The sequence below is a fragment of the Streptomyces sp. MGP-BFMKR1 genome, assembly GCF_057766585.1.
This window is the reverse complement of sequence record NZ_CM173408.1, coordinates 6,778,986-6,796,579: the sequence shown is the minus strand read 5'-3', so window position 1 is coordinate 6,796,579 and position 17,594 is coordinate 6,778,986. Positions and strand designations below refer to the sequence as shown.

The window sequence follows — 17,594 nt, the reverse complement described above, 5'->3', positions numbered from 1 at the left end:
GGTCGATCTGGCCGACTGGCCGGTTGGTGACTGACCCGCTGGTCGATTGGTCGATTGGTCGACTGCCGACGGGCCGGGTGGCTCGCGGACCCGCGAGGGGCGAGGGGCGCATGGGCCCCGGACATCGCTCGTGTCCGGGCGGTCCGCGCCCGGCCCGCCCACGTCCGTCCCCTCACCACGGCACCGCGGCGCGGCGGCACACGACGTGACACACGGCCTCCGCCCACCTGGCGTACGGCTCACAGGCGCGACCCGTCCCGGTGCGGCACCGCGGCGGAAGCCGGCGTCGCGGACAAGCCGCGCCGGCATGCGAAAGAGCTGTGGCGGAGCCGCCAACACGCGGTGCTCCGCCCACAGCTCTTCGCTGGTGAACGTGGTGTTCAGGGGTGCTGATCCGAGAGTCGGGTCGAAGGGCCCGACTCCGCGTCGGCGAGGGTTCGTCGTCCAGGACACCCGCGCCGTCGCGCTGACGGAGTGCGGTGAATCCCTAGTGACCCTGTTCGTCGCGGCGGCGCTGCCACCGCTCCTCGATGCGATTCATCATCGAACGACGCTGGTGACGGCTTGGCTTGCGCGGCGCCGCCGCCCCGCCACCACCCGTCGCCTGCGCCTGCTCGCCTGGCTTGGGCGCCTTGCGCCAGCCGGTCACGGCCAACACGGCACAGCCCAGCATGACGAGGAAGCCGACGACGCTGATCCAGATCTGCTGGGCGACCATCCCAGCCATAAGGAGCGCGATGCCCACCAGAAAACCCGCGACCGCCTGGTAGACCCGTCGCCGGGTGTACGTGCGCAGGCCGCTACCCTCAAGCGCTGTCGCGAACTTGGGATCTTCGGCGTACAGCGCTCGCTCCATCTGCTCGAGCATGCGCTGCTCGTGCTCCGAGAGCGGCACGGAGTCCTCCTACTCGTCGGTCGCGGGGGGCGACCGGGGTGCGACCCTTCCAGGATAGGCAGGGAATCGCCCCCGTGAAACCCGCCCCTCTGCGCCAATTCACCCACCAGAACCGCAGTGGTGCCTGATAGCTCTGAGACGTCCATTCCCCACCCACCGACCCGCCATGCCGGACCGTGTGCCTTCGATCATACGGGGGGAACGGGCTGATCGGGTGGCCTGTGGTCGACTGCACGCCGGTCCCACGGCCATTGCCACGCGCTAGCCCACGCGAGTGACGGATGGGGCTGTGCTCACCGCGGGATCACGGCCGCTCGGCCAGTACGTGCAACTGGGTGGCGACGGAGTGGAAGGCCGGCTGTTCCGCCGCCGCGGCCTCCAGCCGCAGCAGCGCGTCCATGGCGCCGGGCTCGGTGTCCACCAGGACCCCGGGGACCAGGTCGGCGAAGACGCGGACGCCGTGCACCGCGCCCACCCGCAGCCCGGCCGCCGTCACCAGGTCGGAGAGCTGGTCGGCCGTGAAGCGCCGCGGCACCGGGTCGCCCTCGCCCCAGCGGCCGGCCGGGTCGGTGAGCGCCTGCCGGGCCTCGGTGAAGTGCCCGGCCAGCGCGCGGGCGAGCACGGCGCCGCCGAGCCCGGCCGCGAGCAGGCTGAGCACGCCCGCGGGGCGGAGCGCGGCGACGGCGTTGCGCACGCCCTCGGCCGGGTCGTCCACGTACTCCAGGACGCCGTGGCAGAGCACCGCGTCGTAGCCGCCGCGCTCCACCACGTCGAACAGGCCGTGCGCGTCGCCCTGCACGCCGCGCACCCGGTCGGCCACGTCCGCCTCGGCGGCCCGGCGCTCCAGCGCGAACAGCGCGTTGGGGCTCGGGTCCACCACGGTCACCCGGTGCCCGAGCCGCGCGACGGGCACGGCGAAGTTGCCGGTCCCGCCGCCGGTGTCGAGTACGTCCAGGGCGTCGCGCGCACCATCGCCGCCCTGTTGCTCGGCCTTGACCCGGCGGTCCAGGGCGTCCTTGAGGACATCCCAGACCACGGCGGTACGGAGGGATGCGCGGGGGCGCAACGGGTCTGACACAGCGGGTGGCTCCTCGGCGCGGCGCCGACTCGGCCTGTGGCGGGGTCGGCGGGAAATGACGTCGTGAAGCCCCAGCCTATTGCCTCCGGCGCCGCGGCCGGCCGCGGCGGTGCGGTCAGCCGTGCGCCGCGTCGTCGCGTGGCGCCTGCCGGGGCAGCACGGGTTGCAGCACCAGCATGCGCTCGACGATGCGCAGGAACATGCTCGCGTCCCGGAGCAGGTCGTCCGCGTCGCGGTCGCTGGCCGCGCCGCGTATGCCTGCCTCGGCCCGGGCCCGGCGTGCGGCACCGGAGGCGAACAGCGCGCTCCACTCGGTCAGTTCCGGCGCGACTTCGGGCAGTACCTCCCAGGCGCTGCGGATGCGCTGCCGCCTTCGCGGGTTGGTCTCCGGGCGGCCGTGGACGGCGAGCACGGCGGCGGCCGTGCGCAGGGCGGCGAGGTGGGCGGTGGCGAACCGCTCGTTGGGCGCCGCCAGCGCGGCGGCCTCCTCCAGGCCCTGGTGGGCCTGGGTGAGCAGGTCGAGGGCCGCGGGCGGGGCCGTGGCCCGGCGGATGACGGGGTGGACATCGCTCGCGGGACCGGTCAACGAGGGGGCAGCGGCGGCACGGTGCCGTCGTGCGGCGGCGGTACTGGCCATGACGAACCTCCTGTCGTCGTCGGGCGGCCCGCCCGTGTGGTAAGAGGGCCGCCGTATGTGTCCATCGTGGGGCACACCACTGACAATCGGCGCTGACCTGCACGAACGCCCGATACGCGGGGGTCCGGCGGCTCCTGGTGGGTCCGGACGGCGCCGCCCTTCCCGAGTGCCGGCCCTCCCCTCCCGCCAGCCGGCCCGGGCGCCCTCGCCGGCCCCGCGCCTCCGCCCGCCCCGGCACCCACCGCATCGAGCCAATTCCGCGGCGACCCACCACCGCTCCCGCGCGCCTCCCCGCGCCCCCGCCCGCCTCCGAGCGCCACGCGCTCCCGTGTCCGGTGCCGCCCGACGCCGCCCCGTACCGCCACCGCACGAACCCCCGGGCCGTCCTCCCCCGCTCCCCCACCCGTCACCCGGGTGGTGTAGCGGCGCCCTCCGCGTGCATACTTTTTAGACTGACCAGTCAGAACAAAGGAGCCTCGTGTTGCGATCCCCTTGTCCTGCCGAGGAGGCTCACTCTCGGTCCGGGGCGGCCGTCACGGCCGAGGGGCTGGGCGTGCGCGGGCCGCGCGGTTGGGCCTTCCGCGACATCAACGTGGCGGCGGAGCCCGGCGCGCTGATCGCGATCACGGGCCCGTCCGGGTCCGGCCGCACCTGCCTGCTGCTCGCGCTCACCGGTCGGATGCGCGTCGCCGCCGGCCACGCGGAGGTGGGCGGCCACCGGTTGCCGCGCCAGATGACGGCCGTACGCCGCAGCACGGGGCTCGGCCCCGTACCGGGCGTGACCGATCTCGAACCGGCGCTCACCGTCGCCGAACACCTGCGGGAACGCGCCCTCCTCACGCGGCGGTTCGGCGGATCGCTGCGCGGCCTGTTCCGGCCGCGCTCCGCGCGTGCGGCCGAGTCGCGTGCGCGGATCGAGGACGCGCTCCACCGCTCCGGCCTGGACGTGGACGCGCTGCCCAAGGGCGCCCGGACCGCCGTGCGCGACCTGGAGCGCCTTGAGGCCCTGCGGCTCTCGGTGGCCCTCGCGCTCATCGGGGCCCCGCGCCTGTTGGCCGTCGACGACACGGACCTCAAGCTGTCGCCGGCCGACCGGGCGCGCGCCTGGTCGATGCTGCGCGGCATCGCGGAGGGCGGCACGACGGTCCTCGCGGTGTGCAGCGAGCCGCCGGCGGACGCCGTGGTGCTGTCGACCAGCTCGTACGACCGGCCGCGGACGGACGATCCGGCGCACGCGCGGGAGGAACAGGAGGAACAGGAGGAACGGGAGGAGGCCAGCGACGCCCCGGCGAGCGGGCCGGCCGCCCAGCGGCCCGCGCCGGCGGCCGGCGCGTCCGAGGCGGCGTCCGCGCCGCGCGGCGCGGACGGGGCCGGCGGGCAGCGCGACGGACGGAACGACAAGCAGCGCGACCAGCAGGGCAACGAGCAGGGCGACGGGCGGCACGACGCCCGCGAGCACGAGGGAGGGGCGTTCGATGCGATCGCCGAAGCTGGCCGCGCTTGAGCTGAAGCGGTTCGGCCGGGGGAGGCTGCCGCGCGCCGCGCTCGCCGCGATGACGCTGCTTCCCCTGCTGTACGGGGCGCTCTACCTGTGGTCCTTCTGGGACCCGTACCACCGCCTCGACAAGATCCCGGTCGCGCTCGTCAACGCGGACGAGGGCGCCTCGGTAGACGGTAAGAAGCGGGTGGTCGGCGACGACCTCGTGCGCGGGTTGCGGGACAGCGACACCTTCGACTGGCACGAGACCAGCGCCGAGCAGGCGCGCGAGGGGGTGGAGAACGGCACGTACTACCTGTCGCTGACCGTCCCCGCCGACTTCAGCGGCCAGCTCGCGTCCAGCTCCGGCGACGCCCCGGAGACCGGTGCGCTGAAGGTGCGCACCAACGACGCCAACAACTACATCGTGGGCCAGATCTCCCGCAGCGTCTTCTCCGAGGTGCGCGCCGCCGCCTCGGCCAAGGCGTCGCGCGGCTTCTACGACAAGATCTTCGTGAGCTTCTCCGACATCCACGGCAAGACGGAGGAGGCCGCCAAGGGCGCCGACAAGCTCGGCAAGGGCATCGGGGACGCGAAGAACGGGGCAGACAAGCTCCACAAGGGCCTCGACAAGGCCGAGAAGGGCAGCAGCTCCCTCAAGGGCGGCGTGACGAAGCTGCACTCCGGGGCCGGCCGCCTCAAGACGGGCGCGGGCGACGTGGCCGACGGCACCCAGCAGCTCGCCGACAAGGTCAACGGCGCCTACCGCGACAACGCGGAAGCCCGCGCCTTCCTCAAGGAGCACGGCAAGGACATCGGCGAGGCCGCCCGGCTCGTCGCCGACACCTCGCAGCGCGTCGGCGACAACCTCGACACGCTCCCCGAGTCCACCGGCACCGCGGCCCGCAAGGCCCGTACGGCGGCCGACGACCTCGCCACCGAGTACCGCGAGCAGTGCACGGACGCCGGGCCGCCCACGGGAGCGCCGAGCGGCGGCGCTCCCAGCCCCACCGCGAGCCCCACACCCCCGACGGCCACCACCCCCGACACGCCCGCCCCGGGCACCACTCCCACCACTCCCACCCAGCGCCCGGGCCCGCCCGGCACGCCGCCCGGCTCGGTGTGCGCCTCACTGGGCAACGCCGTGGACGCCGCGGAGCGCGCCGCCGACGTCGCGCGGGACCTCGACGCGCTGGTGCGCGGCAACACCAAGGGTCTGGACGAGCTGGCCCGGAACCTGGACGACGTGCACGGCAAGGCCGTCTGGCTGGCCGAGCGCGCCCCGCACCTGAGTCGGGACATCGACTCCGCCGTCGCCAAGATCAACGCGCTCAACGACGGCGCGCACCGGGTCGCCACCGGCGCCGTCGACCTGCACACCGGCCTCACCAGCGCCAAGAGCGGAGCCACCTCCCTGCACACCGGCGTCGACGACCTGTACACCGGCGCCGGCACCCTCGACGGTGGCCTGTTCAAGCTGGTGGACGGCTCCGAGAAGCTGTCCGGCGGCCTGCACGACGGCGTCCGGAAGATCCCCGACTACGACAAGGAGCAGCGGGACGCCCGTACCGAGGTGATGGCCGACCCCGTCCAACTCGCCTCCCAGTCGATGCACGCGGCACCGAACTACGGCACCGGCTTCGCGCCGTACTTCATCCCGCTCTCCCTGTGGGTCGGCGCGATGGTGGCGTACATGCTCATCCAGCCGCTGAACCGGCGTGCGCTGGCCGCCGGGGCCTCGCCCGTGCGGATCACGCTGGCGGGGTGGCTGCCGGTCGCGGCCGTCGGCGCCCTCCAGACGGCGGCGCTGATGGCCGTGTTGCACTGGGGGCTCGGCCTGGAGATGACCCGCGCCGCCGGCACCGTGGCCTTCCTGGCGCTGGTCACCTGTTGCTTCGCGGCGATCGTGCAGTGGCTGAACGCGCGCTTCGGGCCCGCCGGGCGCATCCTCGTCCTCGCGGTGCTGATGTTGCAGTTGACGTCGGCCGGCGGTACCTACCCGGTGCAGACGAGCCCGGCGTTCTTCAACGCGCTGCATCCGCTGCTCCCGATGAGCTACGTCGTGGAGGCGCTGCGCAGGTTGATCACCGGCGGTGGCCTGGGGCCGGTGTGGCAGGGCAGCCTGGTGTTGCTCGCCTTCACCGTCGGCGCGCTCGCGCTGACCACTCTCACGGCCCGGCGCAAGCAGGTGTGGACCATCGACCGGCTGCATCCGGAGCTCACTCTGTGAACGGCGCGAGCCGGCCGACCCCGCCGACGGGCAGAATCGGGGGCATGAACACCAGTGCCGCGTCCGCCCCGAAGACGCCCCCGGGGCCACCCGCCGACAAGCGCCGCGAGGGCACGCGGCGCAGGCTCTTCGAGGCGGCGGTCACGCTCATCGCGGAGCAGGGCTTCTCCTCCACCACGGTGGAGGAGATCGCCGAGCGCGCCGGGGTCGCCAAGGGCACCGTCTACTACAACTTCGCCAGCAAGTCGGTGCTCTTCGAGGAGTTGTTGCGGCACGGCATCGAGCTGCTGCGGGACGCGTTGCAGGAGGCCGCCGACACGGTGGCCGCCCGCGGCGGCGGCAGCGTGGACGCGCTGGACGCCATGATCCGCTCCGGGCTCGCCTTCATCGACCGCTACCCGGCGCTGACCCAGCTCTACGCGGCCGAGCTGTGGCGCACGAACCGAGCCTGGCAGTCGACCCTGATGGTGGTGCGCGCCCAGGTGCTCGCCGTCATCGAGGCCGTCCTGCGGGACGGCGTGGCCAGGGACGAGCTGAGCGCCGAGATCGACATCGGGCTGACGGCGTCAGCCCTGTTCGGGATGGTGTTGGTGGCCGGGGTCGACTGGAAGTCGTACCAGCCGCAGCGCAGCATCGACGACGTGCACGCCGCGCTGTCGCTGCTGGTCCAGGGCCGGGTGGGTGGCACCAGGGCCCCGGGCCCGGCCGCGTAGCGGGACGGGCGGCGGGCCGGGCTGCTGGGCGGGGCCTGGGCCGGCGGGTGCGCCGGCGCCGCGCGCCCCGGAGCGCACGCGAAGGCGCTGTCCTGGCGTCGATCGATCCCCCTCGACCGACCCCAGAACAGCGCCTCCCCCGTACTCCCCCGTTGCTCCCCCGTACCCCCGTTCCCCCCGTGTCCGGCGGCCCCGAGGGGCCGCCGCGTCGCGGTGGTCCCCCGAGCCAACCCGCCCCCCGTGCTCGGCAGGGTCGCCGCGCCCTCCGCCGCCCCGTGTCGGCGGTGTGACGCCAGCGTCCCTGCCGCGGCCCTCACTCTTCCGTCTCCGCAGGTGGAGCCCCATCCGCGCACCTACTCATCTGGGTGACTGAGTACGTGTACCTACCGCGTGAGTGGCCGCGCCCAGGTCGGGGCCGGTCGGCGGCGTTGTCAGAGGGGGCGGATAAAGTCGCGGGCATGGCACGGATTGCGGTGATCGGCGCCGGGATGGGCGCGATGGCAGCCGCCGCCAGGCTGGCCGTCGCGGGCCACCGGGTGGCGGTGTACGAGCGCGGCGCGACGCACGGCGGCGGCGTGGGGCGGCTTGAGCGGGACGGCTTCGCCTTCGACACCGGCCCCGGCCTGCTGCACCTGCCCGCCGTCTACCGCGACCTGTTCGTCAAGACCGGCAAGGAGCCGCTGGAGCGGTGCGTCGAGCTGCGCCAGGTCGATCCGGCCGGCGCCCACGTCTTCCCCGACGGCACCACGGTCACGCTGCCCAACGCGTCCCGGGCCGGCGTGGTCAGCGCGCTGGACGCCGCGTTCGGCGCCGGGTCGGGCGAGCGGTGGAGCGATCTGATCAACCGCGCGCGCGAGGTCTGGGACGCCACCCGGCGCCCGCTGCTTGAGGAGCCGCTGCGCGCCGACCGGGCCGCGCTGGCCGACGACCCGTATCCGGCGCTGCGGCGCGGCTGGTTCCAGCGCGGCCCGGCCCCGCTGGCCAAGGTCGCCCGGCGCGAGCTGGCCGACCCCCGGCTGGCCGCGCTCCTGGAGAGCCAGGCCCTGGCGTACGGCCTCGATCCGCGCGCGGCGCCGGCCAGCGCGAGCGTGCTCGCCTACCTGGAGCAGACCTTCGGGAGTTGGTACGCGCGGGGTGGGATGCGCGCGCTGGCCGACGCGCTCCACGCACGCTGCCTGGCACGCAGGGTGGAGTTCACCTTCGGCGCGGAGGTCACGGCCGTGCTCGCCAAGGACGGTCGTGCCGCGGGCGTCGAGTTGGCGGACGGCACCACGGTCGCCGCCGACGCGGTGGTCGCCGGCGTGAGCCCGGAGCAACTGGCGCGCCTGCTCCCGCCGGAGGCCGCCGTCGCCGGCTCGGCGCCGGCCGCGGCGGGCGGCGAGGAGAGCGGGCCGCAGGCGCCGCTCGGCCGGTTCTCCGTGCTGCTGGCGCTGCGTGGCGCCCGCCCCATCGACGCGCCGCACCGCACGGTGGTGCACCCGGCGGACCCCGACGCGGAGTACGCGGAGTTGTTCCCGACCCGTCCCGGCCGGCGGCGGGCGGCGGCTCCGGTGCCCGGCCCGGGGGTGGCCACGGCGCCGACGGTGACGGTGTCGCGGCCCGACGACCCCGAGTTGGTGCCGGACGGCGACCACGAGGCGGTGACGCTCACGGCCGCCGCGCGCCCGCACACGGCGGTGGACTGGGCCGACGCGGAGTTGGCCGAGCGGTCGGCGGACCGGCTGGTCGCGGCGGCCGAGGCGGCCGTACCGGACCTGCGGGACCGACTGCTGTGGCGCGAGATACGCACGCCGTACGACACGGCACGGGACACGGGCGTCGCCACCGGCAGCGTGCCGGTCCCCGCGCTCGCGGGGGCCGGCGGCCGGTACCTGGCCCCGGCCAACCCGGGCCAACTGCCCGGGCTGTACCGGGTGGGCGGCTGGTCGCACCCGGGCGGCGGCCTCGCGCACGCGGGCATGTCGGGCGCCATGGTGGCCGGGCTCATCGTCGACGGCGCGGACTGGCGCGGCTCCCAGTAACCACCCCACCCGAGGGCCGGCTCCCTGCCACGGCCGGGCCGCCGCGCCGTCCGGCGCGCGGCCGTCGCCCAGCGCGCGGCGGTTTCGTACGCGGCGGGCCCGCACGCGCCGACTGCCGCCCGGTAGCCGGCGCCTGGACAGCGGCGCGTTCCCCGTCCCGCGCCCGCGATCCGGCGGTCGCGGGCGGCGTCGGGAGCGGTGCGGTGCGGCGGTGTCAGTAGCGGTACTGGCCGTCCGGGTCGTGGTGGCCCGGGTAGTACGGGTCGGGCTCGCCGGGGGGCGGGGCGACCGGCGGCGTCTCGCCGTCGCGCTGCTGCGGGACCCACGCGCCCTCGGGCGGCGCCTGCGGGGAGAACTGCTGCGGCACGCCGTAGCCGGGCGCGGGGTAGCCGGCCGGGTCGTATCCGTCGTTGCCGAGGCCGCCCGGGTCGTAGCCCGTGCCGTAGCCGCCGGCGGCCTCGCCCGGGAAGCTCGCGGGTGCGGAGTAGCCCGCGGCCGGGTCGTAGCCGCCCGGGGCGTAGTCGTGCGGGGCGAGGTCACCCGCGGCGAAGCCGGTCGGGGCGAAGGCGTTCGGGGCGGCGGCGGGCTGGCCGTAGGGGTCGTGCGGGGCCTGGCCGTAACCGCCCTGGTCGTACGGGCCCGGCGCGCCGAGGGGGTCCGGGCCGTAGCCACCCAGCGGGTCGCCGGTGTGGGCGTAGGGGTCGTCGGCGGGCGGGGGCGACGGGGTGCCGTAGGGCTGCTCGGGGTAGCCGGCGTACGGGTCCGCGGCGTAGCCGTCGTAGCCGCCGGGCGGGTAGCCGTGCTGGCCGTCGCCGGCGCCCTGGCCGTCGTAGGCCGCGTACGCCTCGTACCCGCTCGCACCGCCAGGACCGGCGGCGGCGCCGACGTCGCCGGCGGGGGGCGGGCCGCTCGGCGCCGCGGCGAACGGGGTGTCGGCGGAGTCCGTGCGGTATATGCCGTAGCCGTCGGTGTCGTCGGGCAGCGGTTCCGGCTGGTAGGTCGGCGGGACGGGCGCCTCGGCGGGAGCCGGCGGGGTCTCCGGCTCGGCCTGGAGGTCGGAGACGCGCAGCGTCGGCTCGGCCGCGGGGGCGCCGCCGCGGCGGCGCCCCTTCCCGCCGCCGGTGGCGCGCCCCGCGCCGCCCGGGCCGCGCAGCGACCAGCCGGTGGCGAAGCCGCGCCGGAAGGAGAGCGTGACGTAGGTCTGGCCGACCGCGAAGGCCGCCGTACCCGCGCCGATCAGCGGCACCGATCCGAGGACGACGCCGAGCACGACGCCGAGGAAGCCGGTGAAGGCCAGCAGTCTCCAGCGCAGTCGCGCCTTGTGCTGCAACAGCACCTCGCCGAGCAGCCACAGGGCGACGATGCCGAACGCACAGTAGAGGACCGCCATGCCCATGTACGCCCCTCTCATCCGGCCGCCGGTGCGCGGCCGTCACCGCGGTCAGGGCCGTTGGTGCAGCCCCAGGTTCTCGTAGATTTCCAACGTCGCCGTGGAGTGGTTCAGGGTGATGAAGTGCAGCCCGGGGATCTCCTCGGCCATCAACCGCGCGCACAGTTCGGTGGCGTAGTCGATTCCGATTGAGCGTACAGCCGCCGGATCGTCCTTGACCGCCAGGATGCGCGAGGCGAGTTCGGGCGGGAACGCGGCGTTGCTCAACTGCGCGAACCGCTCGATCTGGCGGACGTTGGTGACCGGCATGATCTCCGGAATGATCGGCGTGGGGCAACCGGCCGCCGCGACCCGGTCCCGCAGGCGCAGGTAGTCCTCCGGGTAGAAGAACATCTGGGTGATCGCGAAGTCGGCGCCCGCGCGGCACTTGTTGATGAAGTGCCGGATGTCGGTCTCCCAGTCCTCGGAGCGCGGGTGCATCTCCGGGAAGGCCGCGACGCCGACGCAGAAGTCGCCGGACTCCTTGATCAGCTCGACGAGTTCGGCGGCGTACGAGACGCCCTCGGGGTGGCGCACCCACTCGCCCATCGGGTCGCCTGGCGGGTCGCCGCGGACCGCCAGCATGTTGCGGATGCCCGCGTCGGCGTACTGGCCGATGACGTTGCGCAACTCGGTCAGCGAGTGGTTCACGGCCGTGAGGTGGGCGACCGGGGTGAGGGTGGTGTCGGTGGCGATCCGCTCGGTGGCGCGGACGGTGCCCTCGCGCGAGGAGCCGCCCGCGCCGTACGTCACGGACACGAAGGTGGGAGCGACGGCCTCAATGCGGCGAATGGCATTCCACAGGGTCCGCTCGCCCTTCTCCGTCTTCGGGGCCGCGAACTCGAACGAATACGACTGTTCACCGGATGCGAGGAGTTCGCGCACCGTGCGGGCGTGATCGGTCCGGGTGGATGCTGTGCCAAGGGCCATACCAGCAGGTTATCGAGCCGCGCCCGAGGCCCCCAACCATCCGCTGCGTTATGCCCGAATAGCGCGGATCGCTCCAGGGTTTTCGGACACCGGCCCGGTCGCGGGCGGGCCGCTCCGGGCGGCTACGCCGCGCGCTCCCGCACCCGCTTGGCCAGGTGGGCGGTGGCCTCGGCCGGGTCCGTGGCCTCGGTGATGGCGCGCACCACCACGACCCGGCGGGCCCCGGCGTCCAGGACCTCGTCCAGGTTGCCGGCGTCGATGCCGCCGATGGCGAACCACGGACGGTCGGAGTCGAGCGACGCCGCGTACCGCACGAGGTCGAGCCCGGGGGCGTGCCGGCCCGGCTTGGTCGGGGTCGGCCAGCAGGGGCCGGTGCAGTAGTAGTCCACGCCGGGCTCGACGGAGGCGGCACGGGCCTCGGCCTCCGCGTGGGTCGACCGCCCGATCAGCACCTCGTCGCCGAGGATGGCGCGGGCGGCGGGCACCGGCAGGTCGCCCTGGCCCAGGTGCAGCACGTGGGCTCCCGGCTGGTGGGCGCCACGGGTGGCGAAGGCGACGTCCGCGCGGTCGTTGACGGCCAGCAGCGCGCCGTGCCTGCGGCACGCCTCGGCGAAGACGGCGAGGTGGTCGAGTTCCTCGGCCGCCTCCATGCCCTTGTCGCGCAACTGCACGATGTCCACGCCGGCGGCGAGCACCGCGTCCAGGAACTCCGGCAGGTCTCCCTGGCGCTTGCGGGCGTCGGTGCACAGGTACAGCCGGGCGTCGGCGAGTTGCTCGCGCGCGGCGGCTGCGGTGACTGCGGCGGCCATGGGATGGCCTCCCCCCAGATCAGCGGCGTACGGGCCGGGCGCGGGGTCGCCGGCCCGGCCCGTACGCCGGACGGTTACGTGCTGTGGGCACTACGAAACGGATCGCGAAGCGGGTCGCGCGGGATCGCGCGTGCCCGGGCGCCGTGGGCCGGTGGCCCGCGACGGCGCCCCGGCACCGCGTGTCCGCCCTACACCGCGAGCGCCTGCGCCCGGCGCTTCACCTCCGTGCCGCGGTTCTCGCGGAGCGCCTGCGCTGGGGTGCCGGGGAGTGTCGGGTCCGCAGTGAACAGCCACTCCAGCATCTCTTCGTCGGTGAAGCCGTCGTCCCGCAGCAGCGTCAGGGTGCCTACCAGGCCCTTGACGATGCGGCCGTCGCCGATGAACTCGGCTGGCACGTGGAGCGCCCGGTTCTCGCCACGGCGCACCGCGATCAACTGGCCCTCCTTGACCAACTGCCGCACCCGGGTTACCTCGACGTCGAGCAGTTCGGCGATGTCGGGGAGGGTGAGCCAGGCAGGGACGAGAGCATCGGTCTTTGCGTCAATCTCGGTCACGGGACAAGCCTGCCATCTGGGACTGACACTCGGTAGCCGAAAGCGGCCGGCTTTCTCCCCCTCACGCCCCTCCCACCCGCTCTGACCAGCGGGTTTACGCTGAGAAGCGATCCGTGACGGCCACCGGACGACACCGCCGTCGGACCCCCCTCCGACCGGGTCGCGGCCGGCGCGGGTGCCCGTCCGCCGCGCCGCGTACGCGCCAGGCGACCACCCCGCCCGGCCCGTGCGGCAGCCGCCCGCGGGGCGCGGCGGGCCCCGCGCGGCGCGCCCGGAAGCCCCGGCCGTCGTCGCCGCCGCCCCGCCGTGGCCCGCGCGTCAGCGGACGGCGGACTTGAGCGGCACCGACGGGTCGGCCGCGCGGGCCTCGTCCAGATGGGCGCCCTGCTCGATCAGCTTGCGGCCCTGCGTCAGGTCACGCGGGCGGCCCACCGCCAACAGGGCGATCAGGGCACCGTCGCGCAACCAGCACACGCTCCAGGCGGCACTCGTCGGGTCGCCGCGCCAGACCATCGCGTCCGCGGCCGTGTGGTGCCCGGCGTACTGCACGAACCGGCCGAACTGCTCGGACCAGAAGTACGGCACCGGGTCGTAGACCGGCCCCGTGAAGTGCGCGGCGTCGCCGCCGACGATGTGGGCCGCGACCGTGCGCGGGCCCTGGAGCGCGTTGTCCCAGTGGTGCACGAGCAGCCGCTGGCCGTAGCGGGCCGAGGGGAAGGAGACGCAGTCGCCGACCGCGTACACGTCAGGGGCCGAGGTGCGCAGCGCGCCGTCGGCCCGCACGGAGCCGTCGGGCCCGAGGGCGATGCCCGAGTCCGCCAGCCAGCCCGTCGCGGGCCTGGCCCCGATGCCGACCACCACGGCGGCGGCCGGCAGCCGGGTGCCGTCGGCGAGCGAGACGGCCCCCGGCTCCACCGCCGCGACCCGCGCCCCGGTGCGCAGCACGGCCCCGCTGTCCGCGTACCAGCCGACCATGTGCGCCGCCACCTCGGCCGGCAGCGCGCCCGCCAGCGGGCGGTCCGCGGCCTCGACGACCGTGACCGCGCAGCCCGCCTCGCGGGCTGCGGTCGCGAACTCGGCGCCGATCCAGCCGGCCCCGACGACCACGATGTCGTGCTGGCCGGCGAGCACCGGTTGCAGCCGCTCCGCGTCGTCCAGGGTGCGCAGCAGGTGCACCCCGGGCACGCCCTCGCTGCCGGGCAGCGCGATCGGCTCGGCGCCGGTGGCGATCACGAGGTGCGCGTACGGCACCGGGCCCGCGTCGGTGTGCACGAGGCGCTCGGCCGGTCGCACGCCGGACACCCGGCGCCCGAGGTGCAGGTCGATGCCGAGCGCGGCGAAGTCCACGTCGAAGGCCGACCCCTCGGCCTTGCCGAGCAGCACCGCCTTGGACAGCGGCGGCCGGTCGTAGGGCTGGTGGGGCTCGGCCCCGAGCAGCGTGATGGTGCCGGGCCAACCCTGTTCACGCAGGGCGACCGCGGTCTGTACCCCGGCCATGCCGGCCCCGACGATCACGACCCTGCGGTCGTCGCCGCTCGGGCCACCGGTCACGGCGCGGCCCAGGCCGCCGTTGCGTGTCTCCTCGGTGTCCTCGCTCACGCGATCACTGTAGGACGACGCGTGTCGCGGGCCGCAGCGCCGTGCGGGGAGATCTCCGACACAAGGTCACCCGCCGTGACACCGCGCGCCCGCGTCCCGGGCCCGGGTCGGTGGCCTGACCACGGATGCCGGCCCCGCTCCGTTTCGGGGCCGCGGGGGGCGTACTAGGGTGGCGGGTGCACACCACTCGCGGGAGCCCGGACGCACCGGGCTGAGAGGGGGGCTGGCGGCCCCCGACCGTACGAACCTGATCCGGGTCATTCCGGCGAAGGGAGGGGCTGGACGCCCATGCACGCGTCTGCCGAAGACGGGGCCACCGCGACCGCGCCCCCGCACCACGACGACCCACACCGTCCCCCGCTCGGGGCGCGCCCCGACGCCGCGCGCCCCGACGACCCGGCCGTGGCCACGCGGCGGCCCACACCGGACGGCGCGGCGGCCACGACCGGCGCCACGCCCCGCGCGGACGGCCCGCCGCCCACCACCGCCGCGCCCGCGCCCGGCAGCGTCGCCGAGCACCGGCCCGACGGGGCCGGGGCCGCGGCCTCCGACGTCCGGTGTGACGTGCTGGTCATCGGCGGCGGCATCATCGGCCTGGTCACCGCGTGGCGCGCCGCCCAGCGCGGGCTGCGCACCGTGCTGGCCGACCCGGCGCCCGGTGGCGGGGCCGCCCAGGTCGCGGCGGGCATGCTGGCCGCCGTCACCGAGACGCACTTCGGCGAGGAGACGCTGCTCGGCCTGAACCTGGCGTCGGCGCGCCGCTACCCCGACTTCGCCGCCGAGCTGACGGAGGCGAGCGGCCAGCCCACCGGCTACCGCGCCTGCGGCACCCTCGCCGTCGCGCTCGACAGCGACGACCGCGCCCAGCTCCGCGACCTGCACGCCCTCCAGCAGCGCTGCGGGCTCGACGCGCGGTGGCTGACCGGGCGCGAGTGCCGGCGCCTGGAGCCGCTGCTCGCGCCCGGCGTGCGCGGTGGCGTATGGGTCGAGGGCGACCACCAGATCGACCCCCGGCTGCTCGCCGCCGCCCTGCTGACCGCCTGCCGGCGCGCCGGGGTCACCTTCCGGCACTCCTGGGCGCGGCGGCTGACGCTGGCCGGCGCCGGGGACACCCGGGAGGCCGCGGAGCACGCCGACGGCCGGCGCGCGACCGGTGCCGTGCTGGCCGACGGCGCCCGGGTCGCCGCGGGTCAGGTGGTCCTCGCGGGCGGCAGCCTCAGCGGCCGGCTCGCCGGGTTGCCCGCCGACGTGGTGCCGCCGGTGCGGCCGGTCAAGGGGCAGTTGCTGCGGCTGCGGGTGCCGGCCCCGCTGGCCGCCGCGGGCCCGTTCCTGTCCCGCACCGTACGGGCCGTGGTGCGCGGCGGGCAGATCTACCTGGTGCCCCGGGCGAACGGCGAGCTGATCGTCGGGGCGACCACCGAGGAACTCGGCTGGGACACCACCGTCACCGCGGGCGGCCTGTACGAGCTGCTGCGGGACGCCCACGAGGTGCTGCCGGGCGTCACGGAGCTGGAGCTCGTCGAGACGCTGGCCGGGCTGCGCCCCGGCTCGCCCGACAACGCGCCGCTGCTCGGCCCGAGCCGACTGCCCGGCCTGGTCCTGGCCACCGGCCACCACCGCAACGGCGTGCTGCTCACCCCGGTGACCGGCGACGTCCTGGCCGACGTGCTGACCACCGGCGAACTGCCCCCACACGCCCGCCCGTTCACGCCCCTGCGCTTCTCACCAGCACCAGCACCCGCACCCGCATCAGCACCGGCGCCAGCGACCGCGCCGGCACGCGCGACGGCCAACGGCGCCCGCACGCCGCCGCCGTACGACACGTCACGGCCGTACGACACGTCACCGCCGTACGACACGTCACCGGTCGCGCCCGCCGGGCCCGCGCCGGTCCCGGCGTCCGACCGGCCCGCCCCGGCCACTCGGCCGACCGACGCACCCCAGGAGCCGTAAGCCATGACCGTCTCCCCTCCCGTCACCCTCACCGTCTCCGTCAACGGCGAGCCCCGGCAGGTGCCGGACGGCACCACGCTCGACCAGCTCGTCGCCACGCTCACCACCGCGCCGGGCGGCGTCGCCGCCGCCGTCAACGAGGCGGTCGTCCCGCGCGGGCAGTGGCCCGCCACCGCGCTGTCCGCCGAGGACCGCGTCGAGGTGCTCACCGCCGTACAGGGAGGCTGATCCGTCCCTCATGTCCCACCCCGCACTCGACCACCACCACTCCCCCGGCACCCCGTCCGACCCGCCCGTGGGCGCGGACGGGGCGCCCGCGCCCGGCTTCCTGCCCAGCGCGGACCCGCTGACCATCGGTGACCGGGAGTTCGCCTCCCGGCTGATCATGGGCACCGGCGGCGCGCCCAGCCTGGAGATCCTGGAGCGCGCGCTCATCGCCTCCGGCACCCAGCTCACGACCGTCGCCATGCGCCGTCTCAACCCGCGCGTGCAGGGCTCGGTCCTGTCCGTACTCGACCGGCTCGGCATCCAGGTGCTGCCGAACACCGCGGGCTGCTTCACCGCGGGCGAGGCCGTGCTCACCGCCCGGCTGGCGCGCGAGGCGCTGGGCACGGACTGGGTCAAGCTGGAGGTGGTGGCCGACGAGCGCACGCTGTTGCCGGACCCCATCGAGCTGCTTGACGCGGCCGAGACGCTGGTGGACGACGGGTTCACGGTGCTGCCGTACACCAACGACGACCCGGTGCTCGCGCAGAAGCTGGAGGACGTCGGCTGCGCGGCGATCATGCCACTCGGCTCCCCCATCGGCTCCGGGCTCGGCATCCGCAACCCGCACAACTTCCAGCTCATCGCCGAGCGGGCGCGGGTGCCGGTCATCCTCGACGCCGGTGCCGGCACCGCGTCCGACGTCGCGCTCGCGATGGAGCTGGGCTGCGCCGCGGTCATGCTCGCCTCGGCCGTGACGCGCGCGCAGGAGCCCGAGCTGATGGCCGAGGCGATGCGGTACGCGGTCTCGGCGGGCCGTCTCGCCAGCCGCGCGGGCCGCATCCCGCGCCGGCACTTCGCGCTGGCCTCCTCGCCCGAGGAGGGCAGGGCGCACCTCGACCCGGAGCGGCCCGCGTTCGAATAGCCACACCCAAGGGGCGCCGGCGGCGGCCCGGGGCCGGCCGGTCGCGCGGGGGGCCGGCCGGCGGCCCGGGCAGGCGGGGCGGCCGGCCGCAGGACCGGGTGGGCGGTTCGCACGGGAGTGCCACCCTCCGGTCACCGTTC

At 75.6% G+C, this 17,594-nt stretch carries 14 protein-coding genes, 1 pseudogene and 1 riboswitch; of the genes and pseudogenes, 7 read left to right on the top strand and 8 right to left on the bottom strand.

Annotation, left to right across the window (positions count from 1 at the left end):
* Nucleotides 1-487: 487 nt before the first annotated feature.
* From AC3CHW_RS27230 to AC3CHW_RS27220, 3 genes are all read right to left on the bottom strand, one after another.
* Nucleotides 488-895, bottom strand: coding sequence for a DUF3040 domain-containing protein (locus AC3CHW_RS27230; protein WP_176161156.1), 408 nt, complete (start codon nucleotides 893-895; stop codon nucleotides 488-490).
* Between the two features lie 304 nt (nucleotides 896-1,199).
* Nucleotides 1,200-1,973 (bottom strand): class I SAM-dependent methyltransferase, encoded by a 774-nt coding sequence (locus AC3CHW_RS27225; RefSeq protein WP_176161157.1) that lies wholly within the window; start codon nucleotides 1,971-1,973, stop codon nucleotides 1,200-1,202.
* Nucleotides 1,974-2,088: 115 nt separating this feature from the next.
* Nucleotides 2,089-2,610 (bottom strand): SAV_6107 family HEPN domain-containing protein, encoded by a 522-nt coding sequence (locus tag AC3CHW_RS27220; RefSeq protein ID WP_176161158.1) that lies wholly within the window; start codon nucleotides 2,608-2,610, stop codon nucleotides 2,089-2,091.
* Between the two features lie 553 nt (nucleotides 2,611-3,163).
* Between AC3CHW_RS27220 and AC3CHW_RS27215 the strand changes: the two genes are divergently transcribed.
* The 4 genes from AC3CHW_RS27215 to AC3CHW_RS27200 all read left to right on the top strand — a co-directional run bounded on the left by AC3CHW_RS27215 (nucleotide 3,164) and on the right by AC3CHW_RS27200 (nucleotide 9,051).
* Nucleotides 3,164-4,114: an ATP-binding cassette domain-containing protein gene (locus tag AC3CHW_RS27215; RefSeq protein WP_488468219.1), complete on the top strand. Its 951-nt coding sequence runs from the start codon at nucleotides 3,164-3,166 to the stop codon at nucleotides 4,112-4,114.
* A complete protein-coding gene (locus tag AC3CHW_RS27210; RefSeq protein WP_488468218.1) occupies nucleotides 4,086-6,317 on the top strand; it encodes a YhgE/Pip family protein in 2,232 nt (743 codons plus the stop codon). Before AC3CHW_RS27215 ends, AC3CHW_RS27210 begins: the two co-directional genes overlap by 29 nt.
* Before the next feature lie 44 nt (nucleotides 6,318-6,361).
* A complete protein-coding gene (locus AC3CHW_RS27205) occupies nucleotides 6,362-7,030 on the top strand; it encodes a TetR/AcrR family transcriptional regulator (RefSeq protein WP_187059679.1) in 669 nt (222 codons plus the stop codon).
* Between the two features lie 458 nt (nucleotides 7,031-7,488).
* A complete protein-coding gene (locus tag AC3CHW_RS27200; RefSeq protein ID WP_488468217.1) occupies nucleotides 7,489-9,051 on the top strand; it encodes a phytoene desaturase family protein in 1,563 nt (520 codons plus the stop codon).
* A 214-nt stretch (nucleotides 9,052-9,265) separates the two neighbouring features.
* Here the strand turns inward: AC3CHW_RS27200 and AC3CHW_RS27195 are convergent, their stop codons facing one another.
* From AC3CHW_RS27195 to AC3CHW_RS27175, 5 genes are all read right to left on the bottom strand, one after another.
* On the bottom strand, nucleotides 9,266-10,447 hold the full coding sequence (locus AC3CHW_RS27195) for a hypothetical protein (protein WP_488468216.1): 1,182 nt from the start codon (nucleotides 10,445-10,447) through the stop codon (nucleotides 9,266-9,268).
* A 45-nt stretch (nucleotides 10,448-10,492) separates the two neighbouring features.
* On the bottom strand, nucleotides 10,493-11,410 hold the full coding sequence (gene metF, locus AC3CHW_RS27190) for a methylenetetrahydrofolate reductase [NAD(P)H] (protein ID WP_387593461.1): 918 nt from the start codon (nucleotides 11,408-11,410) through the stop codon (nucleotides 10,493-10,495).
* A 122-nt stretch (nucleotides 11,411-11,532) separates the two neighbouring features.
* Entirely contained in the window at nucleotides 11,533-12,219 is a 687-nt protein-coding gene (gene thiE, locus AC3CHW_RS27185; RefSeq protein WP_398607765.1) for a thiamine phosphate synthase, read from the bottom strand.
* A 188-nt stretch (nucleotides 12,220-12,407) separates the two neighbouring features.
* Complete coding sequence (locus AC3CHW_RS27180) at nucleotides 12,408-12,773, bottom strand: helix-turn-helix domain-containing protein (RefSeq protein ID WP_176161165.1); 366 nt, start codon at nucleotides 12,771-12,773, stop codon at nucleotides 12,408-12,410.
* Between the two features lie 318 nt (nucleotides 12,774-13,091).
* A complete protein-coding gene (locus tag AC3CHW_RS27175) occupies nucleotides 13,092-14,324 on the bottom strand; it encodes an NAD(P)/FAD-dependent oxidoreductase (protein WP_488471182.1) in 1,233 nt (410 codons plus the stop codon).
* Nucleotides 14,325-14,551: 227 nt separating this feature from the next.
* Nucleotides 14,552-14,663: riboswitch (TPP riboswitch) on the top strand.
* Nucleotides 14,664-14,936: 273 nt separating this feature from the next.
* On the opposite strand from AC3CHW_RS27175, the pseudogene thiO reads away from it, so the two are divergent.
* From thiO to AC3CHW_RS27160, 3 genes and pseudogenes are all read left to right on the top strand, one after another.
* Nucleotides 14,937-16,130 (top strand): annotated as a pseudogene (thiO, locus tag AC3CHW_RS27170) (glycine oxidase ThiO); the annotation flags it as partial.
* A gap of 198 nt (nucleotides 16,131-16,328) precedes the next feature.
* Entirely contained in the window at nucleotides 16,329-16,553 is a 225-nt protein-coding gene (gene thiS, locus AC3CHW_RS27165) for a sulfur carrier protein ThiS (protein WP_176161167.1), read from the top strand.
* 10 nt (nucleotides 16,554-16,563) lie between these two features.
* Complete coding sequence (locus tag AC3CHW_RS27160; protein WP_488468215.1) at nucleotides 16,564-17,454, top strand: thiazole synthase; 891 nt, start codon at nucleotides 16,564-16,566, stop codon at nucleotides 17,452-17,454.
* The last annotated feature ends 140 nt before the right edge of the window (nucleotides 17,455-17,594 follow it).